This is a genomic window from Bradyrhizobium sp. SZCCHNS2022 (genome assembly GCF_032377575.1).
GTDB lineage: Bacteria > Pseudomonadota > Alphaproteobacteria > Rhizobiales > Xanthobacteraceae > Bradyrhizobium > Bradyrhizobium aeschynomenes.
Genome location: NZ_JAUHHZ010000001.1, coordinates 6,740,668 through 6,764,501 on the forward strand (window position 1 = coordinate 6,740,668; position 23,834 = coordinate 6,764,501).

Sequence of the window (23,834 nt, forward strand, 5' to 3'; positions counted from 1 at the left end):
GGGACAAGGCGGCGGGGATCCCCGGGGACCGCTCACCCCCTTGAAACCACCCCAAATCTTTGATTTTGACGATTCCCGGCCTATAAGGCCGCGCTTCCCGCAACTGACCTCCAGACGATTACAAGAGACCTCGCATGGCCGGCCATTCCCAATTCAAGAACATCATGCATCGCAAGGGCCGGCAGGATGCGATGAAGTCCAAGCTGTTCGGCAAGCTGGCGCGCGAAATCACCGTCGCCGCCAAGCTCGGCACGCCGGATCCGGCGATGAACCCGCGCCTGCGCGCCGCCGTGGTCGCCGCCCGCGCCGAGAACATGCCGAAGGACAATATCGAGCGCGCCATCAAGAAGGCGCTCGGCGGTGAAGGCGAGAACTACGCCGAGATCCGCTACGAGGGTTATGGCCCAGGCGGCGTCGCCGTCATCGTCGAGGCGCTGACCGACAACCGCAACCGCGCCGCCTCCGACATCCGCTCCTACTTCACCAAGTCCGGCGGCAACCTCGGCGAAACCGGCTCGGTCTCGTTCATGTTCGACCGCGTCGGCATCATCGAGTTCGAGCGCAGCGTCGCCTCCGATGACGCCGTGCTGGACGCCGCGATCGAGGCCGGCGCCGACGACGTGATCTCGGGCGAGGGCGGCCACGAGGTCTATGCCTCGCCGGACAGTTTTCACGAGGTCGCCAAGAACCTCGAGGCCAAGTTCGGCGAGCCGCGCAAGGCGGCGCTGACCTGGAAGCCGCAGAACACGGTCGCAGTCGATGACGAGACCGGCGAGAAGCTGGTGAAGCTGATGGACCTGCTCAACGAGCACGACGACGTCCAGAACGTCTACGCCAATTTCGAGATCTCGGACGCGCTGATGGCGAAGATGGGCGGTTGACGGACGGTTAACCATTTGGCGGCCTGGGCGGCCGGCTGTTCCGTTTATGTTTCCTCCGGGGCGGCGCGAGGCTATCTCTAACCCATGAAAGCCCAGCCGATTCGCTCAGCCGTCCGCATCATCGGGATCGATCCCGGCCTCCGCCGCACCGGCTGGGGCGTGATCGAGAGCGAGGGCAACCGGCTGATCTATGTCGGCTGCGGCTCGGTCGAGCCGCCCGACGATTTGCCGCTGGCCAACCGGCTCCTGGCGATTCACGAGGGGCTCGCCAAGATCCTGAACGACTTCCAGCCGCTGGAAGCCGCGGTCGAGCAGACCTTCGTCAACAAGGACGGCGTCGCGACCCTGAAGCTCGGCCAGGCCCGCGGCATCGCCATGCTGGCGCCGGCGATGTTCGGAATTTCGGTCGCCGAATATGCCCCCAACCAGGTCAAGAAGACCGTGGTCGGAGCGGGCCATGCCGACAAGGGGCAGATCGCGGTGATGCTGAAGATCCTGCTGCCCAAGGCCGAGCCGCCCTCGGCCGACGCGGCCGATGCGCTGGCCATCGCCATCACCCACGCCCATCACCGCCAGGGTCAGGCGCTGCGCATGAAGGTGGCCGGCCTATGATCGGCAAGCTCAAGGGTCTGATCGACTCCACCACCGAGGATTTCGTTATCCTCGATGTCGGCGGCGTCGGCTACCAGGTGCACTGCTCGGCGCGTACCCTGCAGGCCTTGCCGTCACCGGGGGAAGCCGCCACATTATCGATCGAGACCTATGTGCGCGAGGACCAGATCAAGCTGTTCGGTTTTCGCTCGGATGTCGAACGGGAATGGTTTCGTCTTTTGCAGACCGTGCAAGGCGTCGGCGCCAAGGTCGCTCTTGCCGTGCTTGGCACCTTGCCGCCGGCCGATCTCGCCAACGCGATCGCGCTGCGCGACAAGGCCGCGGTGGCGCGCACGCCGGGCGTCGGGCCGAAGGTCGCCGAGCGCATCGTCACCGAGTTGAAGGACAAGGCGCCGGCTTTTGCCGACGTCGACCCGGGCGTGGTGCGCCTGTCGGGCGCGATCGAGGAATCCCGCGCGCCGCGGCCGATCGCGGATGCGATCTCCGCGCTCATCAATCTCGGCTACGGCCAGCCGCAAGCGGCCGCCGCGATCGCTGCCGCTTCGCGTGCCGCCGGCGACAAGGCCGAGACCGCGCAACTCATCCGCCTCGGCCTCAAGGAGCTGGCGAAATAGCCGCGCGCCGCTGTGACGGGAGCGCAGAAGGACAAACATCTCGACCATGGTGACCAAGAAGGACAAGGAGCTGATCGAGGCGGCGACTTTGGCGGTGAAGAACCGCTACCGCAACGATTGGCAGGAGGTCGGCGCGGCCATGCGCACCCGCGACGGCCGCATCATCACCGGCGTCAACATCGACGCTTATCTCGGCCGCAATGCCGTCTGCGCCGAAGCCATCGCGATCGGCCGCGCCATCACCGAGTTCGGCGATCACGGCATCGAGACCATCGTCGCGGTGCGCCATCCCAAGCCCGGTGAGCCCGGCGAGGTCGCGGTGGTCTCGCCTTGCGGCACCTGCCGCGAGCTGATCCATGACTATGATGCCAAGGCGCGCGTCATCGTGCCGTCCAACGGCAAGGGGCCTGCGGCGGTTACCATCGGCGAGCTGCTGCCGAACAAATACCGGCGCGGCAACGAATGAAGCCGCCCGCGCGCATGGTCAGTCCGGAGCGGCGCTCCGACGATGTCGGGGACACCGCGCTGCGTCCGCAGCAATTGTCGGAGTTCGTCGGCCAGCAGCAGGCGCGCGCCAATCTGTCGATCTTCATCGAGGCGGCGCGCAAGCGCGGCGAGGCGCTCGACCATGTGCTGTTCGTCGGCCCGCCCGGTCTCGGCAAGACGACGTTGGCGCAGATCGTCGCCCGCGAGCTCGGCGTCGGTTTTCGCGCGACCTCGGGGCCCGTGATTGCCAAGGCCGGCGATCTCGCGGCGCTGCTCACCAATCTCGAAGAGCGCGACGTGCTGTTCATCGACGAGATTCATCGCCTCAGCCCCGCGGTCGAGGAAGTGCTCTATCCGGCGATGGAGGATTTCCAGCTCGACCTCATCATCGGCGAGGGCCCGGCCGCGCGCTCTGTCAAGATCGATCTGTCGAAGTTCACGCTGGTCGGCGCGACGACACGCGCCGGCCTGCTGACCAATCCGCTGCGCGATCGCTTCGGCATTCCGATCCGGCTGAACTTCTACACGGTGGAAGAACTGGAAGGCATCGTGACGCGCGGCGCCCGCGTGCTGGGTGTCGGCATGACGCCTGATGGCGCCAACGAGATCGCCCGCCGCGCCCGCGGTACGCCGCGCATCGCCGGCCGGCTGCTGCGCCGTGTGCGCGACTTCGCCTCCGCCGCTGACGCCAGCGCGATCGATCGTGCCATTGCCGATCACGCGCTCAGCGCGCTGGAGGTCGATGCCGCGGGACTGGACGCCATGGACCGGCGTTATCTCTCGACCATCGCGCTGAACTACGGGGGCGGGCCGGTTGGCGTCGAGACGATGGCGGCGGCGCTGTCGGAGCCGCGCGATGCCATCGAGGACATCATCGAGCCCTATCTGATCCAATGCGGCTATCTGCAGCGCACCCCGCGCGGACGGCTGTTGACCTCGCATGCCTTCAAGCATCTCGGCATGGCCGAGCCCGCGAACCGTGATCCCAGCCAGATCGGCCTGTTCGGCAATGACGACGATGATTAACGAATCTGCTGACAATCTGCACAGACGCACCCGAAATCGGTTGCAATGAGCGGGGAAAAGGATTGCGTGCGAGGAGTTCGTCCATGCTGTCACGCCGCCGCTTTCTGAAATTCTCCGGCGCGTTCGCCGCCACCGGTTTTTCCACCGCCACCTACGGCGTCGGCATCGAGCCGCTCCGCCTCGGAGTCACCGACTACCACGTTCGCCCGCGCAATTGGCCGGCCGGTTTGAAGCTGAAGATCGCGGCGATCGCGGACATCCACGCCTGCGATCCCTGGATGTCGCTGGCGCATATCGACGGCATCGTCCAGCGAACCAATGCGCTGAAGCCGGACCTGATCGTCCTGCTCGGCGACTACGTGGCCGGCCACCGCCATCATCTCGGCCGGATCGACGCCGCCGAGTGGGCGCCGGTGCTCGGCGGCCTCAAGGCGCCGCTCGGAGTCCACGCCATTCTCGGCAATCACGATTACTGGGACGACAGGACGGTGCAGCGCGACGGCCATGGCGCGCCATACGCCCAGAAGGCGCTCGAGGCTGCTGGCATCCCGGTCTATGAGAACGAGGTCGTCCGACTCACCAAGGATGGACATGCCTTCTGGCTGGCCGGACTCGGAGATCAACTCGCCTACATGGCCGCGCGGCGGTTTCGCCCGGTGCCGCGGATCGGCATTGATGATCTCGCAGGCACGCTACGCAAGGTCACGGACGGTGCGCCGGTCATCTTGCTGGCGCATGAGCCTGACGTGGCATTGCGCGTCCCGTCGCGGGTCTCGCTGCAACTGTCCGGTCATACGCATGGTGGCCAGGTGCGCGTGCTCGGCTGGTCGCCCGCCGTGCCGGCCCGCAACGGAGTCGACCTTGCTTATGGCCATATCCGCACGCAATGCGACGTGATCGTCTCCGGCGGTCTCGGCTGCAGCCTGATGCCCGTGCGGATCGGGATGCCACCGGAGATCGTGCAGGTCACGGTCGGCGGGGAACCGATGGAGGTGACCTCTTGAGCTTGCGCTCGCGGCTCACTTGCGCGAAACGATCGCATTTCCGGCGATCGAGGAATTCCAGTGACCCAACCCCATCTCGACGGCGAGATCCGCGACGGCCGCCACCACATGCAGGTGCGCGTCTACTACGAGGACACCGATTTTTCAGGCATCGTCTACCACGCCAACTACCTCCGCTTCATGGAGCGCGGCCGCACCAACCATCTGCGGCTGATGGGCGCCGAGCAGCATGCGCTGTTTGCGGAGGCTGCCACCGAAGCGCCGGGCTTCGCCTTCGTGGTCCGCTCGATGACGCTCGACTTCCTTCGGCCGGCGCGGATGGACGATGTGCTCGACGTCGTGACATGGCCGATCGCGGTCAAGGGTGCGTCGATCACGCTGGCGCAGGAGGTGCGGCGGGCTGAGGAGGTGCTCGTCAAGGCCGATGTCCGGGTTGCCTTCATCAGCGGCGGCAGGGCGCAGCCCATTCCGAAGGCGCTGCGCGAGTTGATGAAGGCGGACCTCGCCTAATCGGTCAGGCCGGCGCGGCCGGCGAGATCTCCGGAGGCTTGCTCAGCCGTTCGCCGTCGCGGCGCAGACGTCCCGCTTCGAGAAGATCCTTGAGACCGTCCTGTACGACCTCGCGCAGCTGGGCGCTGGTCGATCCGAAGCCGAACAGCCGGACGACCGCCTGGATCAGCTGGTCCTCCTCTGCGCCGAAATTCTGCTCCACCACCTGCATGATGGCCGTCTTGATCTCCTCCGGCGGCAACATCTCGGGCTTGCGCAGCGTCGACGATTGCACCTCCTCGCGGTTTCGGACAACGATCATCTGGCTCGGGACCGAGTAGAACGGACCTCCGGCGATCTGGCCCTTCGCCACCGCCGCGTTCAACGCCGCTTTCACCGCGTCGCGAATGCGATTGCCGGCGCGGGCGAGGCCCCAGGCCGATCGGATCCGGACGATGATTTCCGATTCATGCACCGGCCCCTCGACGGCGACGATCTCGACGACGTGCCGCGTCATGTTGGAGAGTGACGTCTCGTGCGGCTCGACCTCACGCCGCACCCGCAGCTTCGCCTCCTCGTAAGCAACAGCTGCCGGCGCCTGTGCGACAATCTCCAGGGGCCGGGACTCGGTCTGCTCTGGCGGCGGTTCGGCCGGCTTGGCCGGTGGTTCGGGCTGCGCCTCGGCGGCGCCTTGGTCGACCTCGCGCCAATGCGCCTTCGCGGCGTCAATCGCGCGCAGCACCTTCTCGGTCTCCTCCTTGGGGCGGAGAAACCAGTCCGTCGACCAGATCCGATGCAGCACCCAGCCATGCGCTTCCAGCACGTTCTGCCGCAGCCGATCGCGATCCCGCGCCGAGCGAGAGGCGTGATATTGCGCGCCGTCGCATTCGATGCCGAGCACGAAGCGGCCGGGCTTCTCAGGGTCGACGATCGCAAGATCGACGAAGAAGCCAGCGGTGCCGATCTGCGTCTTCACATCATGGCCTAGCGCCCGCAGCCTGGCAGCGACCTGCTCCTCGAAGACGGAGTCGGGATCGCGACCTGTCTCCTGCGCGATGCCGAGCTGGCCGGTCTGTGCGAAGGTCAGGAATGTCTTCAGCGCCGCGATGCCGTGACCCTTGGCGCGCGACAGGTCGATGTCGTCGCCGGTGATCGATGAGAAAACCTCGCAGCGCAGCTTGGCACGGGAGATGAGCACATTCAGGCGGCGTTCGCCTCCGTCCGAGTTCAGCGGGCCGAAGCTCATCGAAACGAAGCCTTCCTTCGTCTTGCCGTAGCCGATCGAGATGAAGATGACGTCGCGCTCGTCGCCCTGAATGTTCTCGAGGTTCTTGACGAAGAACGGTTCGCTCGTGCCACGGGAGAAGAACTCCTCCGTGTCGGGGTTCTCCTTGCGCAGGATTTCGAGCTGATCCTGAATGGCCTGGCGCTGTGCCACCGAGAAGGTCGCGACTCCCAGGCTTCGTTCCGGGGTCTCCCTCGCATGGCGCATGACGGCCTCGGCCACGAGGCGTGCCTCCCTGGGGTTGGTCCGGCTGCTGCCGCGCTCGTAATGCGCATCGGGGTTGTAGTTGAATTTCAGCCCCATGCCCGCCACGGCGTCATAAGGGCTCGGCACGATGAACAGTCGGTTGTCGTAGAACTGCTTGTTCGACACCGCGATCAGCGATTGGTGCTTGCTGCGATAGTGCCAGTTCAGCATGCGATGCGACAGGCCCTTGGCCAGGCAGAGGTCGAGGATGCTCTCGGCGTCCTTCACCTGGAAGGTCGGCTGATCCTCGTCCTCGGTGTCGTCGTCATCATTGCCGGTCAGCTTCGCGAAGAAGCGCGTCGGCGGCAATTGCCGCTCGTCGCCGACCACCACCATCTGCCGGCAGCGCGCGACCGCGCCGAGCGCGTCGACCGGCTCGATCTGCGAGGCCTCGTCGACGACGAGCAGGTCGAATGCGATCGCGCCGGGCTTCAGGAACTGGGCCACCGACAGCGGGCTCATCAGGAAGATCGGCTTGATCTGCTGAATGACCGGACCCGCACGCTCCAGCAATTGGCGGATCGGCAGGTGATTGCGCTTCTTGGCGAGCTCGCCATTGAGCACGCCGAGCGGGCCGATGCCGCCGGCATTGCGCGGCAGCGCCGCGGCATGCTCATAGGCGATCTGGTCGCGGGCAAGCTGCATGCGCTCGACGTCGAGCTTGCGGAAGCCATCGACCAGCCGGTCATGCGATTCGCCGTCGAATCGCTTGAGCTGCGGATGCTGGGCGAAGATCACGCTGCGCATGGCGTCGTAATAGGAATTATCGAAGGTTTGCTCCAGGGCATCGCCCGGCAGCGAGCCATCCAGCGCACGATCGATCAGCGCCGCGAGGCCATCCGCACGGGCGAGGCGGACGCGCTCCATGAACGCGATCCAGCGGGTCAGGCGCTCGGTGGAGTTCAGCCACTCGGAGAGTGTCTGCGACAGCTCGCCGAGCCGCAGCTGATCGGCTGCGTCGAGCGGGATGCGGCCGGGCTCCAACTGCAGGAATTCGATCAGATGCCGAAGGCCCGAGCTCAGGCTCGCGAGATCGCTCCTGAATTGATCGATCGTTTGCCTGTCGTCAGAGGATAGCGTGAGAGTCGCCAGGCGTTGACGTACGTCCTTGATCGCTGACGGTTTCGGGAAGGCGCTCCACCAGGCCGTCAGCTTTGCAAGAGCATCCCAGTCCGACTGCTCCTTCTGCCACGCGGTTCCAAAGGCCGCGCGGCCGGCACTCTCCACCTCCTCGAAGGATTTGCGCGCGGCTTGCGCGGCGATGAGACCGTCGATCAGCAGAAGCCGCTGATCGAGCGGCTTCGGCATCGGCACCTTCAGGTACGAAGCCAGCAGCGCCATCTGTCCGCGATAGCCGGCGCTGAGAAAGCGCAGCCAGGAACCGCCTTTCTCCGCGATCACCTTGCGGCAATCGACCATCGAGGCCTCCCAGGCGGACTCGACGAAGGCGGATTCGAATGCGGCCTTCAGCTTGGCGTAGCGGAGTCCCTTGTCGACGATGTCGGCAACATCTTGCGGCCGGCTCCAGATCGGGTCGCAGAAGGCTGTCTTGTCGCATTCGGGCATCGCGGCTGTGGCTTCGGCGAAGGCCAGCAGTCCGACAGCGTCAGCGAACGTGACCGGTGGCGGCTCTTCGAGCCGTGTACTCACGCGCGCGGCGCCTGCGGTGGCTCGGCCGAGAACGCTTGCGACGTCGTCCAGCGATGTCCGTAGCTCCGCCATCTCGGCCGGATCGAGCGCGTCACGGCCGACGCCGCGCCACGGGTGCAGATGAGGTGCCCCATCGGCTGCAATCCGCTCGGCGAGCTCTGCGATCAGCTCGCGTCGCCGCTCCAGGTTCAGCGGCGTCCAGGAGGGGGCGCCCTGCAATGGAAGTGCCGGCTGTGTGGAGGTCTCGCCGCAACGCACGAGATGGCCGAGCAACCGGAACGGTGTGAGCTCGCTCGGCCGATGCGGCTGGTGCATCATGTCTGCGTGCTGGTTGAGACTGTCGCGGCTGTCGGTCAGGCGTTGCACCAGGGTTGCCTCGGCACGCGGCGCTTGAGCCGCAGCCGATTTGCAGCGCCTCAGCTCCTCGAGCAGGACGCGCTTGTTCGCCTTGTTGGAGTGCAGTTCGAGCGCGAGGGATCCGAGACCTACGGCTTTCAGCCGCCGATGCACGACGTCGAGCGCCGCCATCTTCTCGGCCACGAACAGCACCGTCTTCCCCTCGGCCGCAGCCGAGGCGATGATGTTGGTAATGGTCTGCGACTTGCCGGTGCCCGGCGGTCCCTTGACGACGAGATCGCGGCCGCGGACGACTTCCTCGATCACCACGGCCTGCGACGAATCCGCGTCGACGACGTGGCTCATCGCGATCGGCTGGATCACGGGATCGATCTTGCCGTTCTCGGCAACGATCGGCGCGGACGCTTCGAAGCCGTTCTGCAGCAGCGCCGTGATCAGCGGATGGCGGTCCAGCGCGCCGTCTGACGGCCAGTTCTCCGGATCGAGGTCGCGATACATCAGGAACTTCGAGAAGGAGAAGAAGCCGAGGACGATCGCGTCCGTCTTCACCTCCCATCCCTTCTTGTTCGCGACCGTCTCGGCGACTCCGGCCAGATATCCCGCGATATCGACATCGTCCTCGTCGCCGAAATCCGCGAGCTTCAATCCGAACTCGGCGTCGAGCTTGGCCTGCAGGGACAAATTCGGCGAGGGTGGCTCGGCGCGCGAGACCAGATGAAACCGATCAGCCGCGCTGCTGCGTTCGAGTCGCACGGGTAGCAGCACGAGCGGCGCGAAGCGCTCGGTGTCCGACTTGTCGTCCTCGAACCATTTCAGCAGTCCGAAGGCGAGATAGAGGATGTTGACGCCTTGTTCCTCCTCCAGCGTGCGCGCGTCGTACCAGATGTCGAGGAGGCGTTTCTGCAATGCCTCGGATGACAGGCGGGTCCGAAGGCGCGTGTCGGCTGGCCGAGGCTGTGGCTCCGAGACGTTGTCGGTCTGTCTTGTACTCGCAGGCGGCGCGCTGGGTTCAGGCAGCGGGAGAGCCGGAGCGGTGTCCGGCGCCTCCGCAGGCCGTTCCCCCTTGTCTGCAGGCATGTCCGCCATTGTGGGGAGGAACGTGAAGCGCTTGCCTTCCCCGAGCAGCTCGAACAACGTCGCCGAGCGTGCGCCGACGATGTCGATGGTGCGGATGGTCTTGGTCTTGAGCGGGATGTGCACGAGCCGGTTGCGCGTGCCCAGATCGAGCAGCGCGCGCCGGTCCGCCAGCAATCGGTCTCTCACGGATGTGCTTGCCACGTGCAATCCTCCTGCGATTCGAGGATTGCAACTCGACGTCTCCGCGGTCAAGCATCCGATACCGAGGCGCCACGTTGATGCGCAGTCTCGTCCCCTCGATCGCTCTGCAGAGGAGGCGAGACAGGCATGCAGCTACGCCGCCGCCTTGTGCCGTGCGAGTTCCGCCTTGTAGAGCACGAACTCCTCGGCGATGGCGCGTGCGATCGTTGGCCGTGCACGCAGACGTTCGTAATAGGCCTTCACTGTCGGCCATTTGGCGAGCTCGACGGGCGGGGTCGCCATGGTCCAATTGATCACCGTCACCAGGTAGGCGTCAGCGACGGTGAAATGATCGAGGAGATACTCTCGGCCCTGCAGATGCTTCTCGAGATGATCGAGCCGCGACAGATTCTTCTTCAGAACGTGCGTCTTCATCTCGTCGGGCGCGGTCTTGTCGAGGATGGGAATGAACAGGCCCTTGTGCAGCTCGGTGCCGATGAAGCAGAGCCATTGATGCAGCCGGCTACGGTCCATGCCGGGGCCGGTGCCGAGCTTCGCCGCGGGAAAGCGGTCTGCGACATATTGAAGGATTGCGGCGTTCTCGGTCAGCAGCTCGCCGTCGTCGGTGCGCAGGGTCGGAACGAGGCCGAGCGGATTCACTGCGCGAAAATCCGCACCATCGTCGAGGACGTTCTTGGTCTTGGGATCCACCTCGAGATAATTCGCCTCTGCACCCGCTTCATAGAGCGCGATGCGGGTGGCGAGCGAGCAGGCGAGCGGCGAGAAATACAGGTCCATGGACGTCTCCCTGGGCTCCGCGACGGGAGCTTCGATTGATTTTTATACTGTCTCGCATAATATAGAGATGGTCAAGGAATTTAGTGCGAAATGGTACAAAAAAAGAAGAGGCCGCAAGGCGGCGCTTCCGGCGAGAAGAATGCGGCGCCTGCCGAGCCGAAGCGGCGCGGACGGCCGCGGGCCTATGAACCGGACGTGGCGCTCGGCAAGGCGCTCGATCTCTTTCGATCGACCGGCTTTGCGGCGACATCGCTGGATGATCTCAGCGCCGCGACGGGCATGAACCGGCCGAGCCTCTACGGCGCGTTCGGCGACAAGCGCGAGCTCTACATCAAGAGCTACCAGCGCTACCGCGACAACGCCCGTGCCGTCATGGGCGGGATCTTTCGCGACGAGCGGCCGGTGCGGGAGCAATTGCAGAAGATCTTCGCAGCCGCGCTCGACATCTATCTCTCCGGCGAGGAGGGACCGCGTGGCTGCTTTACGGTGATGACCGCGGGCTCGGAGGCGGTCGCCGACCCCGACATCCGCGCCATGGTGCAGAACGCGCTGACCGAGCTGGACAAGGCGTTCGCGCAGTGCTTCCGCCGCGCCAAGGACAAGGGGGAGTTGCCCGACAGCGCCGACCCCCTCGTATTGGCGCAACTCGCCTCGGCGACGGTCCACTCGATTGCGGTCCGGGCCCGGGCGCGGGTCCCGCGCCAGGAGCTGGAGGCGATCGTCGCCGGCGCGATCGATGTGATGGTGGGTCGAAAAGAGCCCCTCAGTACCCCCTGACGCGATCGACGAGGTTGCGCAACGCGCCGCCGGATTCGAAGGTCGCGATCTGCTCGGCGACATAGCGCGAGATCGCGTCGGCGTCGGTGTCGGCGGCATTGTGCGGTGTCAGCACCACCTTCGGATGGGTCCAGAACGGGCTGTCGGCCGGCAGCGGCTCCTGGCCGAACACGTCGAGCGACACTCCGCCCAGCGTACCCTCGTCCAGACAGGCGAGGATGTCGGCCTCGTTCTGCAGGCCGCCGCGGCCGGCATTGATCATGACGGGCGCGCCGAGCGGCGAGCTGCGCCGCAGCTTTGCGAACATCTTGCGGTCGAGAATGCCGCGGGTGTCCGGCGTCAGCGGCAGCAGCGACACCAAGATGTCGGTCCGCGCCAGGAACGCATCGAGCTGCGCCGCACCGTGAAAGCACTCGATGCCGTTGGCCTGCTTCTCGCTGCGGCTCCAACCTGCGACCTGAAAGCCGAGCCGCTTGAGCACCTCGGCTGCATCGATCCCGAGCGTGCCCAGTCCGAGAATGCCGACGCCGATCGCGGCGGCGGGCCACTGATATTTCGGTGCCCAGCGCTTCGCGCGCTGCGATTCGCGCAGATAGAGCTCCTGTCGATGATGCATCAGCACGTGCAGCACGACCCATTCGGTCATCCGCTGCGTGAGGTCGTCGACCGCGACCCGGACCAGCGGCAGGCTCGGCAGCGTCTTGTCGGCCATCAGTGCATCGACGCCGGCGCCGAGATTGAAGATGACGCGCAGGTTCGGAAAGCCCGCGAGTTCGCCGGGGACCGGTTTCCACACGGCGGCGTAGTGCACGTCGGCGGGGTCGAGGCCCGCATCGGGCAGCAGCACGACGGGACGGTCGCCGCAGACATCGTCGAAACGCGCCTTCCAGCGCTGTGGCGACCAGTTGTCGGTGCCGCCATGGATCAGGAGCGCCAGCGCGCCTTTGGTCATCGGAGGATCCTCGAGCTTTGAGTGACCTGTCCCACATACCAGATCGCGCGGGCAGGCCAATCTCCGCTCCATCAACACGGAGATAACGCCATGCGCAAATTCCTTCTCGCGACCGCATTGATCATCGCGTCGGCCGCGGCCCAGGCCCAGACCATCGATGTCGGCTCGATCCTGTCGGCCAACGGCATTTCCATCGGCAAAGGCGGCGGGCAGACGCAGGCCGCCGGTCAGCAGGGTGGTGCCGCGCCGGGGACGGCGCAAGGGGCCGGCAACCCCGGCGGTCAGAGCGCTGCAGGGCAGGGGCAAGGCCAGTCGCAGCAACGGCAGGCCGGGCGCGGCAAACAGCCGCGCGAGAGCGCCCAGGAGACGCGTGCGCGCAACATCGCGGCCAAGTACGGCATCTCCTGGTAGGCGGGTCGTTCCTGCCGGCGGAACCTCGCGAAAATTCTTCGCCGGCCTGTCGGCTCCGGGCATACTCCGCCGTCTTGAAGACGAAGGGAGATGTCTGCCGATGCTGTACGCGCTGCTTTGCTATCACGACGAGGATGTCGTCTGCGCCTGGAGCAAGGACCAGGATGCCGCGGTCATGGCCAAGCTCGCGGTGATCCAGGAGAAGCTCGCCAGTCAGGGGCGGCTCGGGCCGGTGGCCCGGCTGCTGCCGACCACGGCCGCGACGACGCTGCGCAAGGAGGATCCACCGCTCGTCATCGACGGCCCCTACGCCGAGACCAAGGAGCAGCTGCTCGGCTTCTACCTCGTCGATTGCGCCAATCTCGACGAGGCGCTCGAGGTCGCGCGCGAGCTCGGCGAGGCCAATCCCGGCGGCTCCTACGAGATCCGTCCCGTCGGCACGTTCAGGCCCGGCGGAGCGCTGGCATGAGCGATGCGGCCTGGATCGACGCGGCCCTGACATCAGCACGTCCCCAGGCCGTCGGCGCATTGCTGCGCTATTTTCGCGACCTCGACGCGGCGGAGGAGGCGTTCCAGAACGCTTGCCTGCGTGCGCTCAAGAGCTGGCCGCAGAACGGTCCGCCGCGCGATCCCGCGGCGTGGCTGATCATGGTCGGCCGCAATGCGGGAATCGACGATGTCCGGCGCGTCCGCCGCGAGCAGCCGCTGCCGGAGGACGAGGCGATCTCCGATCTCGACGACGCCGAGAGCGCCATCGCCGACAGGCTCGACGGCTCGCATTATCGCGACGACATCCTTCGTCTGCTATTCATCTGCTGCCACAAGGAGCTGCCCGCGACGCAGCAGATCGCGCTGGCGCTGCGCGTGGTGTCCGGCCTGACGGTCAAGCAGATCGCGCGCGCCTTCCTGGTCAGTGAGGCCGCGATGGAGCAGCGCATCACCCGGGCCAAGGCGCGGGTGGCGCAGGCCAACGTGCCGTTCGAGACGCCGGGCGCGGTCGAGCGCTCCGAGCGCCTGCTGGCGGTCGCTGCCATGATCTATCTGATCTTCAACGAGGGCTATTCCGCCAGCGGCGAGACCGCGGAGCTGCGCAAGCCGTTGTCGGAGGAGGCGATCCGGCTGGCGCGGCTGCTGCTGCGGCTGTTTCCGGGCGAGCCCGAGATCATGGGGCTGACGGCGCTGCTGCTGTTGCAGCATGCCCGCACCGAAGCCCGCTTCGATGCGGAGGGACTGCCGATCCTGCTGGAGGACCAGGACCGCACGCTGTGGAATCAGCCGATGATCGCGGAAGGCCTGGCGCTGATCGACAAGGCGATGCGGCATCGGCGCAGCGGTCCTTACCAGATCCAGGCTGCGATCGCGGCGCTGCATGCGCGCGCGGCCAAGCCCGACGAGACCGATTGGACCCAGATCGACCTGTTGTATGGCGCGCTCGAAGTGGTGCAGCCGTCGCCGGTGGTGACGCTCAACCGCGCCGTGGCCGTCTCCAAGGTGCGCGGCGCCCAGGCCGCGCTCGACCTGATCGCGCCGCTCGAGACGCGGCTGGCCAACTATTTCTATTTCTTCGGCGTGCGCGGCGCGCTCTTGATGCAGCTCGGGCGCAATGACGAGGCCCGGACGGCGTTCGACCGCGCCATCGCGCTGGCGCACAGCTCGGCGGAGGCTGCGCATATCCGCATGCAGCTCGACCGGCTGATGCGCGACAGCGCGACCGTGCAGGTCCGGGCGAACCCGTAACGGGCGCCTGAGGACCGGCTCGAAATTTTTTGCACCATTGTCGGATGCGCGATAGGTCCGTCGTCCTTGGAACAGCATCACTGAGGGGAGCCTGGAATGTCGATGATCACCCTGGACCAGCCGGTCTCGCGCGCCGAGTTGTGGGGCGGCCGCATCCTGAGCGGGCTGGTCATCCTGTTCCTGCTGTTCGACGGCGCGATCAAGCTCATCCCGCTCGGTGTCGTCACTCAGACCATGGATCAGATGGGCTATGGCGGCAGCGACGGCATGGCGCGCGCGCTCGGGCTGCTCACGCTGCTCTGCACCGCGCTCTATGCGCTGCCGGCGACCTCGCTGCTCGGCGCGATCCTGCTCACTGGCTATCTCGGCGGCGCTATCGCCTCGCATGTCCGCATCGGCAGTCCGCTGTTCAGCCACGTGCTGTTCGGTCTCTATCTCGGGCTGATGGTGTGGGGCGGATTGTGGCTGCGCGACCGCCGCCTGCGCGCGCTGCTGCCGCTGCGCTGAGATGTGACGGGTTCAACCAAGGAGGATGACATGATCTGCCCCTATCTCACCTTCAACGGCGACTGCGAGCAGGCCCTCAAGCATTATGGCGAGGTGCTCGGCGCCAAGGTCGACATGATGATGCGCTATGGCGAGGCTCCGCCGGAGATGCCGTCCGCGCCGGAGCACAAGGACAGGATCATGCATGTCCGCTTCTCGATCGGCGGGAGTGTCGTGATGGCCTCCGACTCGCCGCCCGAATATTATCAAGGCAAGCCGCACGGCATCTCGGTCTCGCTGCAGATCGCAGATCCGGCCGAGGCCGAACGCAAGTTCAAGGCGCTGCTCGAAGGTGGTGCCATCACCATGCCGTTCGGCCAGACCTTCTGGTCCAAGGGCTTCGGCATGGGAGTCGACCGCTTCGGCATTCCCTGGATGATCAACTCCCCGGCTGACGGCTACGAGGCCTGAGGCCGCTAGCGGCAGGAGGCGTACATCGCCTTGAGCTCGCGCCCGCGCAACAGCAGAAGCCGCGACGTCAGGCCGCCGCGGCGCTCGATCCAGCTGCGCACCGGAGTGGGGTAGGTCTGCAGCACCAGCTTCGACGCCTCGGGCTCGGCATAGACGCGGCCGCGCCGGTCGATCGAACGGGCGGCGTGAAAGCCGAGCGAGGCGCGCCGCGTCACGCAGATGCGCTCCTCCGGCACGACGCTCAGCACCAGCGTGCAGGCCGACAAACAAGGGCCGTCGATCACGACGCGCTCGCCGGATGCGCGCACCTTCTCGAACAAGGCGAGGAACGGTCCGACCTCGCCGCCCGGCGAGGAGATGATGCGGACATCGGCACGCGCCAGCATGGTCGCGATCGCCCACAAGGCGATCGCGAGCAGCAGGGTCAGGATGATGCGCACTCGGCTCGGCATCGTCGTCTCATGCGTTCCTGCGTTGACCGCGCAACGTCGGCAGCCCGATTCCGGCGGCATCGAATCCACCGTCCACGGCCAGCACCTGCCCGGTGATGTAGCTCGATCGCTCGGAGCTGAGGAAGAAGATGGCTTCCGCGAGCTCCTCTTCAAGCCCGTAGCGGTTGAGCGGAATGGCATCGTGATAGTCGGCGCGGATCTCCGGCGTATGCACCGCCTTGGCCATCGCGGTCTCGACCGGACCTGGTGCCACCGCGTTGACGCGAATGCCGGCCGAGGCGAGTTCGACCGCGAGCTGCTTGGTCAGATGCGCGAGCGCCGCCTTGCTGGTGCCGTAGGCCGAGCGCAGCGTCGAGGCACGCACGGCTGAGATCGAGGTGATGTTGACGATCGCGCCGCCGTGCTCGCGCATCAACGGCACCGCCGCCCGCGTACACAGGAACGGCCCGGTCAGGTTGACGTCGAGGATGCGCTGCCAGTCGGTCTCGCTGGTTTCCATGATCGGCGCGAAGCGGGCGACGCCGGCATTGTTCACCAGCGCATCGAGGCGGCCGAACCGTCCGTTGATGCGCTCCAGGGCGTCGGCCACCATCGCCGCATCCGAGACGTCGCAATGCAGCGCGAGGGTTCGCTGGGGGCAGTTGAGCGCTGACGTGGCATCGTCGAGCAGCTTCGTCTCGATGTCGAGCAGCGCCACGCGCCAGCCCTCGTCCAGAAATCTCTTGGCGGTCGCCAGTCCGATGCCGCGCGCCGCCCCGGTGATCAGGGCGACCTTTTCGCTCGTCGTCGTCGGTAATTCCGTCACGGCAATCGGCTCCCTTGGCCGGCGGCCCGGCTCTTGCTCTTGTGGTTGCTAATACGGCCTTCCTAACGCGTGGTTCCTAACACGCGCGGTGCGGAGCCGCTGTGAAGGCCGTCACATTTGTCAGTGTGCGTTCAATCCAGCTCCGCCCCCCAGCGCAGCGAAGATCGCGGCCCTTGTCAAACAGCCAGGGGTAGTAACAGGCGCGCCGGTTCGCGTTCTCGCGGCGCGGCAGCGTCCGAGTCTTGTCGGTATCGGTGTCCCTCGCAATCGGAGGGAGCAGGGAAGGCCGGGAGCTCGCCGCCCCCATGGCCCCCGTGCGGAAAGAGTGCACGGGGCAGGAACCACAGGTTCGGCTGGGACATCCCGGCCCTCCCTGCGCGACGGTCTGACGGCTTATACGTGCTCTCCCCGGGGACCGGCTGTCTTGCCCCCGTTTTTGCCACAATGCGCACACGCACCGGACACGGCATCAGCGTCGGGATGCCAGGACCACACGATTTCGCCGTACGCGCCACGTTGTTCGTCTGCGTGTCCTCTTCTGAGCATGATCTTGTCGGAAAGCTGTGGCGCAATGGGCGTCGACAGCCTCCGGTTCCGAATCATGCTCCACGCTGCAACATCGACGCGTCCACCGCATCCCGCTCCCAACGTTCGTGACGACCGCGAAACGTCCCTCTCGATCGGCAGCAGGACATGGTTAAGAGACCAGATATTCTGGAAAAACGAAACGAGAAAATTTTTGCGGGAAGGACTGGACAGAGGTGATCGGCTTGAAAGTCTTCACGAAAAAAGCTCTGTGGCGCAGCGTGGAAGCGGTCGGAGCAGAGCCTTCGGGAAAGCTTTCCGTGGGGCATGCGACGGTCACGCCGCGGGTTGATTTGCCCGTCGGGTCGGCCTTTGGACGAATCCTGAACCCGTAGCGTAGAGTTTAAGAGTCTCGGTAGAATCGACATGGGCGGTCAGGTCATCAGCCACCGAATCATACCTTCCTTCCAAAGCACCGAGCCCCAGGCGCTGCCGGGCGGCTTGCTGCGCGCGCGGCGCGCGCTGCTGCTGTCCTGCGTCGTGCTCGGCCTTGCGGCGACCGGGGCTGTCTCGGCGGAGGTTCCGGCCGCGGCAAAACCCGCAGCCACGGAGCAGGCCGCCTCACCGCCACAGCCATCGCAATCGCAGACGTCGCAATCGCAGACGTCGCAGTCGCAGCCTGCACAATCCCAGCCGCCGCAGTCGCCGCCTCCGCAACAGGCGTTGCAGAAAACGGAGCCTGAGACGGTGGGACGGCCGGCGGAAGCGCCGACGCAGGGGCCCAAGGTCGTCCTGCCGTCGAGCGACCCGGCCAAGCCGGCCACGGCCGAGCGCAAGACCGACTCGCGCACCGCCGGCCGCGACACCAAGGATGGCAAGGACGCCAAGAACCTGTCGGTCCCGCAGCGGGTGCTGCCGGCCGACGTGGCGCAGATGATCGGCCGCAAGATCTGGCTCAATGAAGCCGGCGGCCGGCGCGACGCCATCACGTCGTGGAATGCCGGTGAGCAATTCGCCTCGCTCGGGATCGGCCATTTCATCTGGTACCCCGTCACGGCGAAGCCGCCGTTCGAGGAGGGCTTCCCGGGGCTGGTCGCGTTTCTGCGCAAGGGCAAGACGCCGCTCCCGGCCTGGCTCGACAAGAACCCGGTCCCGCCTTGTCCGTGGAACAGCCGGGCCGAGTTCAAGAAGAATTTCAACTCGCCGCAGATGCGCCAGTTGCGGCAGTTCCTGCTCGATACGATCGCCGAGCAGACGCAGTTCCTGGTGGCGCGCGCGCAGGGCGCGATGGACAAGATCCTGGCCAACACGCCCGACGGTGCCGAGCGCGAGCACATCGTCGCGCAATATTCGCGCGTCGTGCGCGCCTCCGACGACCTCTATCCGCTGATCGACTACATCAATTTCAAGGGCGAGGGCACCAATCCCGCCGAGACCGCGGTCGACAAGGAAACCGGACAGCGTCAGGGCTGGGGTCTCAAGCAGGTGCTGCTCAAGATGAACGGCACCACCACCGAGCCGAAGGCCGTCCTCGCGGAATATTCCGACGCCGTGCAGGTCGTCCTGCAGCAGCGGGTTCGCAACCTGCCCTCCAACCGCGTCTGGGAGGCAGGCTGGCTGCGCCGCGCCGAGACCTACCGCCGCCCGATTGCACAGCTCGAGCAGGTGCCCGAGCGACCGATGCGGAAATCATCGCGCTATAGGGCCGACAACACGCCGTTCTGAGGAAGATCGACCGGCGCGAGCCATTCGATCCACGCGGCTCGGCGCCGCTGCGAATCAGGTGTTGGACGTCCCGGCTTTGTTGGCGGCGACGATCTTCTGATACGCCGCCTGCAGCCGCTCGCCGACGCTTGGTCCAGCCTTCCTGCGCTTTTTCACGCCGAGATGAAGCTCGCGCAGCTCGTCCATGAACTCGGCCCACATCCTGGGCCCGCCTTCCATCAACAGCTTGGCGCGGATACCGAGCTCCTCCGACACCGGCAGATATTTGTATCCCCAGCCGGCCATCTGCGCGAGGATCGGCAACAGCTCGATGCCCTGCTCGGTCAGGGAGTAGATCCCCTTCTGCTTATGGCTCGGATCATCCTCACGGCTGATGATGCCGGCCGCGAGCAGCGTCTTCAGCCGGTCGGCCAGAATGTTCGAGGAGATGCCTTCCTCCGAGCCGGCGAGCAGCTCGCGATAGTGCCGGCGATTCCCGAACATCAGGTCGCGGATGATCAGCAGGCTCCATTTGTCGCCGACCACTTCGAGCGTGAGGTTGATCGGGCAGCCGGAGCGCTGAACGTCTGACATTGAAAACTCATCGGCGGAGTCGCGAATAACCGCTTGCAATATCGCATCGGTCCCGGCATTCTCAAACTGCTTGCAAAATGAAAGCAGTTAGGGAGGCGTGCTGCCGATGGCCAGGCTGGTGTTGTGGAACATGATGACGCTCGACGGCATGGTCGCGGGCGCGAACGGCGACATCTCCTGGCATGAGGACGTCTGGGGGCCCGAGCTGGAGCAGTTCTCCGAGGCGCAGCTGCAGGAGGCGGGCGGGCTGCTGTTCGGGCGGGTGACCTATGATCTGATGGCCGGCTATTGGCCAAAGGAGAGCGGCGTCATCGCCGACTTCATGAACCGCGTGCCGAAATACGTCGCATCACGTTCGCTCTCGCGCCTGGAATGGTCGAACGCGCATCTGCTGGCCCCGGATCTTGCCGCCGACGTGGACCGGCTGAAGAAGGGCAGCGTCAAGGATCTCTTCCTGTTCGGCAGCGCCGACCTCGCCTCAACGCTCATCGCGCATGATCTGATCGACGAGTTTCGCCTGGCGATCAATCCGTGCGTGCTCGGCGGCGGTGCGCCGCTGTTCAAGCCGGGGCAGGCGATGAAGCTCCGGCTGATCGACAGTCGCGCGCTGTCCAGCGGCGTCGTGATCGTGCGCTATGTTCCCGTGCGGGAGGTGTGAGCTTATGTCGGAGCGCGCGCGTCGCCTCCGATGCGAGAATACCGTGTCATTGAGACGCGACTGTCGCGCGGCGCACCCGCGTCCCTCGCCCCGCTCGCGGCAGCGCGATCGCCTTTGCCGAATTGGTCGCCAATTAGTTACTCCCGTCATGCCTGGGCTTTGTCCCGGGCATCCACGTCGTTCCGAGTGCGCAAGGCGACGTGGATGGCCGAGACAGGCGCGGCCATGACGACGTGGAAACAGACGGGCGCCACATGCAGAGCGCCACATGCAGTCGACACATGCGAGAGCTCTACCGCTTGCGAGGGCAGGTCGGATTGCCTTGCAAAACGTGATCCGGGTGAGGGGGACAGGTGTCTGGCCATTTGCACCATCCGTGCGTCTGCCCCTCACCCCAACCCTCTCATCCTAACAACGGGGAGAGGGAGCGCTCCGTCCTCCGTGTGGGAGCGGAGGCTCAAGCGAAGCTGTTCTGCGATGTCTTCATCAGGAGCGAACGATGTCTCTCACCCTTTATTACCATCCCCTGTCGTCATTCTGCTGGAAGGTGCTGATCGCGCTGTATGAGAACGACGTTCCGTTCACGCCGAAGCTGATCAACCTCGGCGATGCGGACGAGCGCGCGGCGTTCTTGAAGCTGTGGCCGGTCGGCAAGTTTCCGGTGCTGCGCGACGAGCAAAGCCGGCGCACGATCCCGGAGTCGAGCATCATCATCGAATATCTCGACCAACACTTTGCGGGTGCGACGCGCTTCATTCCTGAAGAGATCGATCTGGCGCTGCAGACGCGGCTGCGCGATCGCTTTCTCGATCTTTATCTGCACATGCCGACTCAGGCCGTCGTGTTCGACCGCCTGCGGCCGAGCGACGCCCGCGATCCGCTCGGCGTCGCCGATGCCCGTGCCCGGCTGCGCACATCCTACGCGATGCTGGAGGCCGAGCTGCCGCGGGACGGTTGGGCGATGGGTGAGCGGTTCACGCTTGCGGATTGCGCGGCGCTGCCGGCGCTGTTCTATGCCGACAAGGTGGAGCCTTTCGGTGATGAGCTGGCCACGGTGCGGGCTTATCTCGACCGTCTCAAGGCACGGCGGTCGGTGTCGCGGGTGCTCGCCGAGGCCGAGCCCTATTTCCACATGTTCCCGCAGGAGCCGGGCTGAGCCTGAGACTTCCAAAATAATCGCCGTGTCGTGTCGGCGGCACCGGGACCGGATCGTCTTACTGATGAGGGCAGGGGCCATCCTGCCCGACAGCATCAGGGAGAGTGACCATGCGGTTCATGGTGATCGTGAAGGCGACCAAGGATACGGAAGCCGGCATCCTGCCCACCACCGAGGAATTCGCCGCGATGGGCCGGTTCAACGAGGAACTGGTCAAGGCCGGCATGATGGAGGCGGGCGAAGGCCTGCATCCGACCGCCAAGGGTGCGCGGATCGACTTCTCGCAGGGCGAGGCGCGCGTGATGCGCGGTCCATTCGATCTTTCCGGCGATCTCGCCGCCGGCTTCTGGATCCTCAAGGCCGGCTCGCTCGACGCGGTGATCGAGCACATGAAGCGGGCGCCGTTTCCGAGCGGTCAGATCGAGATTCGCCGGGTCTATGCAGCCGAGGATTTCGGCGAGGCGTTCACGCCGGAACTGCGCGAGCAGGAGGAGCGGCTGCGGGCCCAGGGTTCGCAGCGCTGAATGAAGCCGACTCGATCAGGAAGGGAGAACGTGATGCGTTTCATGATGCTGATGATCCCGCTCGGCTATGAAAGCGCGCCGCCGGATGTGCAGCTCGATCCGGAGCGGGTCGCGGCGATGATGCGCTACAACGAGGCATTGAAGGATGCCGGCGTGCTGATCACGCTGGAAGGGCTGCATCCGCCGTCGATGGGTGCCCGAGTCTCGTTCGCAGGCGGCAAACCTGTGGTGACCGATGGCCCGTTCGCCGAGGCCAAGGAGGTGCTCGGCGGCTATTGGATGATTGAGGTGGCCTCGCGCGAGGAGGCGATCGCCTGGGCCAGGCAATGTCCGGCGTCGGACAACGAGATCATCGAGATTCGGCAGGTCCAGGAGATGACGGACTTTTCCGAAGAGGTGCAGCAGGCGGCGGCGGGCTTTGCCGAGCTGCCGCATGCCGGCCGGGCCGGATCATCCATTTCACAGCAGGAGGGAAGCGCAATGAGCGACAACAGCAACACCTATCTCGCGATCTTTCTCGGCAGCCGGACCAGCCCGGCCTGGAAGGCCTGGGATGCGCTGTCGGACGCGGATCGGCATACGCGTGAGCGGGAGGGCATGGCCGCGTGGCACGCCTGGGTCGACACCCACAAGGACGCCGTCGTCGCGATGGGCGGGCCGCTCGGCAAGACCAAGCGGGTCGGCCCGGACGGCATCAACGACATCACCAACCAGATGGCCGGCTTCACGGTCATCCGCGCCGCCTCGCATGAGGACGCCGCGAAGATGTTCGTGAACCATCCGCATTTTACGATCTTCCCCGGCGAGCGCGTCGAGATCATGCCGGTGATGCCGATTCCGGGTGGCTAGGCGGACGTGCGCGGATCGCGTGGCTGACGCCGCGCGATCCACCGCATCCGTTGCGATGAGCCGATTGGAGCGTTTGGCCGCGCTCGTCCGCTCATGTCAGTTGGGAAAATGCTCGACATGAGTCTCGGCGGAGCGGCCGAAATAGAGTACGCGGCGGCCGAGAAACGATACGACGTAGCCTGCGCAGCCGGCAGCTTTCGCCTTCTCGCTGAAGGCCGCGTAGCTGTAGTCGGCTGGATTGGTCTGCGCCCATCGGACGAGGTGCCCGATCACGGGAGCATCGAATGTGGATGCGACGCGTTCGACCGTCGGTCGCATCGCGAGTGTGACATGATCGCCGTCGGGCAAATACCAGGTCTGCGTGTTGCAGCGATAATCGACCGCGTAGCTTTCGAAGCCGGCTGCCATCAGCCGGCCCACGATGTCTGAAAAGCTGAGGCTTCCGTCATGGGCGGCATCGAGACAGGTCCTGGCGACGGCAATCTGGTCCGCGTCCATGTCGGCATCCTTTTTCCGAAACGATCGAGTTGAGTGGGCGGGTGACGTTCAGTCCACCGGCATGACCTTCAGGCCGCGGCTCTCGGCGAGGGCTTTAAGGATGCGACGGAGCATGTCGTGGTCCTCCTTCGCCAGCATGCCGAAATAGGCGGTGTCGTTGTCGTCGGCCAGGATTGCCAGCACCGGCACCTTGGCCTTTCCTTCGGCCGTCAGGGAGAGACGGTGCGCGCGCCGATCCCCGGGCGTCTCGGTCCTAATGATCAGACCCTTCATCAGCAGGCGGTCGGCAAGCTTGCTGATCGCGCCCTTGGTCATCCCCATCAGGCCAGCGAGAACCGAGGGGGACATCGGGTCCTGATCATAGAGCGTCCGCATGAACGCCCACTCCGCGACGGTCACGCCCTGTCTTGCCACCTTCCGGGCGAAGTCCTGCGACACCGCATTGGAGACCATGCGAAGCCAGAACCCGGTGTGATCGGCAAGCTGAGAGACGGCAAGCATAAGAGATCCTATGGTTGACTAGGAAACTA

The 23,834-nt window shown here is 65.6% G+C and carries 26 protein-coding genes and 1 pseudogene; 19 read left to right on the plus strand and 8 right to left on the minus strand.

Going from position 1 to position 23,834, the window contains the following annotated elements:
• Positions 1–134 precede the first annotated feature (134 nt).
• The 7 genes from QXZ94_RS30105 to ybgC all read left to right on the plus strand — a co-directional run bounded on the left by QXZ94_RS30105 (position 135) and on the right by ybgC (position 5,133).
• A complete protein-coding gene (locus QXZ94_RS30105) occupies positions 135–881 on the plus strand; it encodes a YebC/PmpR family DNA-binding transcriptional regulator (RefSeq protein ID WP_315724547.1) in 747 nt (248 codons plus the stop codon).
• Positions 882–965: 84 nt separating this feature from the next.
• A complete protein-coding gene (gene ruvC / locus QXZ94_RS30110; RefSeq protein ID WP_315724549.1) occupies positions 966–1,493 on the plus strand; it encodes a crossover junction endodeoxyribonuclease RuvC in 528 nt (175 codons plus the stop codon).
• Positions 1,490–2,107, plus strand: a complete 618-nt coding sequence (gene ruvA, locus QXZ94_RS30115) for a Holliday junction branch migration protein RuvA (protein ID WP_315724551.1) — start codon at positions 1,490–1,492, stop codon at positions 2,105–2,107. Before ruvC ends, ruvA begins: the two co-directional genes overlap by 4 nt.
• 46 nt (positions 2,108–2,153) lie before the next feature.
• Positions 2,154–2,573: a cytidine deaminase gene (locus tag QXZ94_RS30120; RefSeq protein ID WP_315724553.1), complete on the plus strand. Its 420-nt coding sequence runs from the start codon at positions 2,154–2,156 to the stop codon at positions 2,571–2,573.
• Positions 2,570–3,619 carry a Holliday junction branch migration DNA helicase RuvB gene (ruvB, locus tag QXZ94_RS30125; protein WP_315724555.1) on the plus strand — a complete coding sequence of 350 codons (1,050 nt, stop codon included), beginning with the start codon at positions 2,570–2,572 and terminating at the stop codon, positions 3,617–3,619. The genes QXZ94_RS30120 and ruvB overlap by 4 nt, the downstream gene beginning before the upstream one ends.
• Before the next feature lie 83 nt (positions 3,620–3,702).
• On the plus strand, positions 3,703–4,623 hold the full coding sequence (locus tag QXZ94_RS30130) for a metallophosphoesterase (protein WP_315724557.1): 921 nt from the start codon (positions 3,703–3,705) through the stop codon (positions 4,621–4,623).
• A gap of 60 nt (positions 4,624–4,683) precedes the next feature.
• Complete coding sequence (ybgC, locus tag QXZ94_RS30135; protein WP_315724559.1) at positions 4,684–5,133, plus strand: tol-pal system-associated acyl-CoA thioesterase; 450 nt, start codon at positions 4,684–4,686, stop codon at positions 5,131–5,133.
• A gap of 4 nt (positions 5,134–5,137) precedes the next feature.
• Here the strand turns inward: ybgC and QXZ94_RS30140 are convergent, their stop codons facing one another.
• Positions 5,138–9,928: a DUF3320 domain-containing protein gene (locus tag QXZ94_RS30140; protein ID WP_315724561.1), complete on the minus strand. Its 4,791-nt coding sequence runs from the start codon at positions 9,926–9,928 to the stop codon at positions 5,138–5,140.
• Positions 9,929–10,060: 132 nt separating this feature from the next.
• Positions 10,061–10,705 carry a glutathione binding-like protein gene (locus QXZ94_RS30145; protein WP_315724563.1) on the minus strand — a complete coding sequence of 215 codons (645 nt, stop codon included), beginning with the start codon at positions 10,703–10,705 and terminating at the stop codon, positions 10,061–10,063.
• Between the two features lie 90 nt (positions 10,706–10,795).
• On the opposite strand from QXZ94_RS30145, the gene QXZ94_RS30150 reads away from it, so the two are divergent.
• Positions 10,796–11,482 (plus strand): TetR/AcrR family transcriptional regulator, encoded by a 687-nt coding sequence (locus tag QXZ94_RS30150; RefSeq protein ID WP_315724565.1) that lies wholly within the window; start codon positions 10,796–10,798, stop codon positions 11,480–11,482.
• Here QXZ94_RS30150 and QXZ94_RS30155 read toward each other — a convergent pair.
• Entirely contained in the window at positions 11,469–12,434 is a 966-nt protein-coding gene (locus QXZ94_RS30155; RefSeq protein ID WP_315724567.1) for a glyoxylate/hydroxypyruvate reductase A, read from the minus strand. The genes QXZ94_RS30150 and QXZ94_RS30155 overlap by 14 nt on opposite strands.
• A gap of 90 nt (positions 12,435–12,524) precedes the next feature.
• Between QXZ94_RS30155 and QXZ94_RS30160 the strand changes: the two genes are divergently transcribed.
• The 5 genes from QXZ94_RS30160 to QXZ94_RS30180 all read left to right on the plus strand — a co-directional run bounded on the left by QXZ94_RS30160 (position 12,525) and on the right by QXZ94_RS30180 (position 15,539).
• Positions 12,525–12,845, plus strand: a complete 321-nt coding sequence (locus QXZ94_RS30160) for a hypothetical protein (RefSeq protein ID WP_315724569.1) — start codon at positions 12,525–12,527, stop codon at positions 12,843–12,845.
• Between the two features lie 100 nt (positions 12,846–12,945).
• Positions 12,946–13,314: a YciI family protein gene (locus QXZ94_RS30165; RefSeq protein WP_172109975.1), complete on the plus strand. Its 369-nt coding sequence runs from the start codon at positions 12,946–12,948 to the stop codon at positions 13,312–13,314.
• Positions 13,311–14,582: an RNA polymerase sigma factor gene (locus tag QXZ94_RS30170; RefSeq protein WP_315724571.1), complete on the plus strand. Its 1,272-nt coding sequence runs from the start codon at positions 13,311–13,313 to the stop codon at positions 14,580–14,582. Before QXZ94_RS30165 ends, QXZ94_RS30170 begins: the two co-directional genes overlap by 4 nt.
• A 138-nt stretch (positions 14,583–14,720) precedes the next feature.
• Positions 14,721–15,089: a DoxX family protein gene (locus tag QXZ94_RS30175; RefSeq protein WP_315726617.1), complete on the plus strand. Its 369-nt coding sequence runs from the start codon at positions 14,721–14,723 to the stop codon at positions 15,087–15,089.
• Positions 15,090–15,119: 30 nt separating this feature from the next.
• Positions 15,120–15,539: a VOC family protein gene (locus tag QXZ94_RS30180; RefSeq protein ID WP_315724573.1), complete on the plus strand. Its 420-nt coding sequence runs from the start codon at positions 15,120–15,122 to the stop codon at positions 15,537–15,539.
• 5 nt (positions 15,540–15,544) lie between these two features.
• Here QXZ94_RS30180 and QXZ94_RS30185 read toward each other — a convergent pair whose 3' ends face one another.
• Positions 15,545–15,991, minus strand: a complete 447-nt coding sequence (locus tag QXZ94_RS30185) for a hypothetical protein (protein ID WP_315724575.1) — start codon at positions 15,989–15,991, stop codon at positions 15,545–15,547.
• A gap of 7 nt (positions 15,992–15,998) precedes the next feature.
• Positions 15,999–16,796: an SDR family oxidoreductase gene (locus tag QXZ94_RS30190; protein ID WP_315724577.1), complete on the minus strand. Its 798-nt coding sequence runs from the start codon at positions 16,794–16,796 to the stop codon at positions 15,999–16,001.
• Between the two features lie 951 nt (positions 16,797–17,747).
• Here QXZ94_RS30190 and QXZ94_RS30195 point away from each other — a divergent pair.
• On the plus strand, positions 17,748–19,046 hold the full coding sequence (locus QXZ94_RS30195; protein WP_315724579.1) for a hypothetical protein: 1,299 nt from the start codon (positions 17,748–17,750) through the stop codon (positions 19,044–19,046).
• 54 nt (positions 19,047–19,100) lie between these two features.
• Here the strand turns inward: QXZ94_RS30195 and QXZ94_RS30200 are convergent, their stop codons facing one another.
• A complete protein-coding gene (locus tag QXZ94_RS30200; RefSeq protein ID WP_315724581.1) occupies positions 19,101–19,619 on the minus strand; it encodes a helix-turn-helix domain-containing protein in 519 nt (172 codons plus the stop codon).
• Between the two features lie 106 nt (positions 19,620–19,725).
• Here QXZ94_RS30200 and QXZ94_RS30205 point away from each other — a divergent pair, with 106 nt between their 5' ends.
• From QXZ94_RS30205 to QXZ94_RS30225, 5 genes and pseudogenes are all read left to right on the plus strand, one after another.
• Positions 19,726–20,277: a dihydrofolate reductase family protein gene (locus QXZ94_RS30205; RefSeq protein WP_315724583.1), complete on the plus strand. Its 552-nt coding sequence runs from the start codon at positions 19,726–19,728 to the stop codon at positions 20,275–20,277.
• A 499-nt stretch (positions 20,278–20,776) separates the two neighbouring features.
• Positions 20,777–21,433 carry a glutathione S-transferase family protein gene (locus QXZ94_RS30210; RefSeq protein ID WP_315724585.1) on the plus strand — a complete coding sequence of 219 codons (657 nt, stop codon included), beginning with the start codon at positions 20,777–20,779 and terminating at the stop codon, positions 21,431–21,433.
• A 110-nt stretch (positions 21,434–21,543) separates the two neighbouring features.
• Entirely contained in the window at positions 21,544–21,957 is a 414-nt protein-coding gene (locus QXZ94_RS30215) for a YciI family protein (protein WP_315724587.1), read from the plus strand.
• A gap of 33 nt (positions 21,958–21,990) precedes the next feature.
• Positions 21,991–22,398: pseudogene (locus tag QXZ94_RS30220) on the plus strand (YciI family protein); the annotation flags it as partial.
• Between the two features lie 39 nt (positions 22,399–22,437).
• Positions 22,438–22,806 (plus strand): hypothetical protein, encoded by a 369-nt coding sequence (locus QXZ94_RS30225; protein WP_315726619.1) that lies wholly within the window; start codon positions 22,438–22,440, stop codon positions 22,804–22,806.
• A 96-nt stretch (positions 22,807–22,902) separates the two neighbouring features.
• On the opposite strand, the gene QXZ94_RS30230 is transcribed toward QXZ94_RS30225, so the two are convergent.
• The gene (locus QXZ94_RS30230; protein WP_315724589.1) at positions 22,903–23,304 is read right to left on the minus strand and encodes a DUF1398 domain-containing protein; all 402 of its coding nucleotides are present in this window, start codon (positions 23,302–23,304) and stop codon (positions 22,903–22,905) included.
• 48 nt (positions 23,305–23,352) lie between these two features.
• A complete protein-coding gene (locus QXZ94_RS30235) occupies positions 23,353–23,805 on the minus strand; it encodes a MarR family transcriptional regulator (protein ID WP_315724591.1) in 453 nt (150 codons plus the stop codon).
• Positions 23,806–23,834 lie beyond the last annotated feature (29 nt).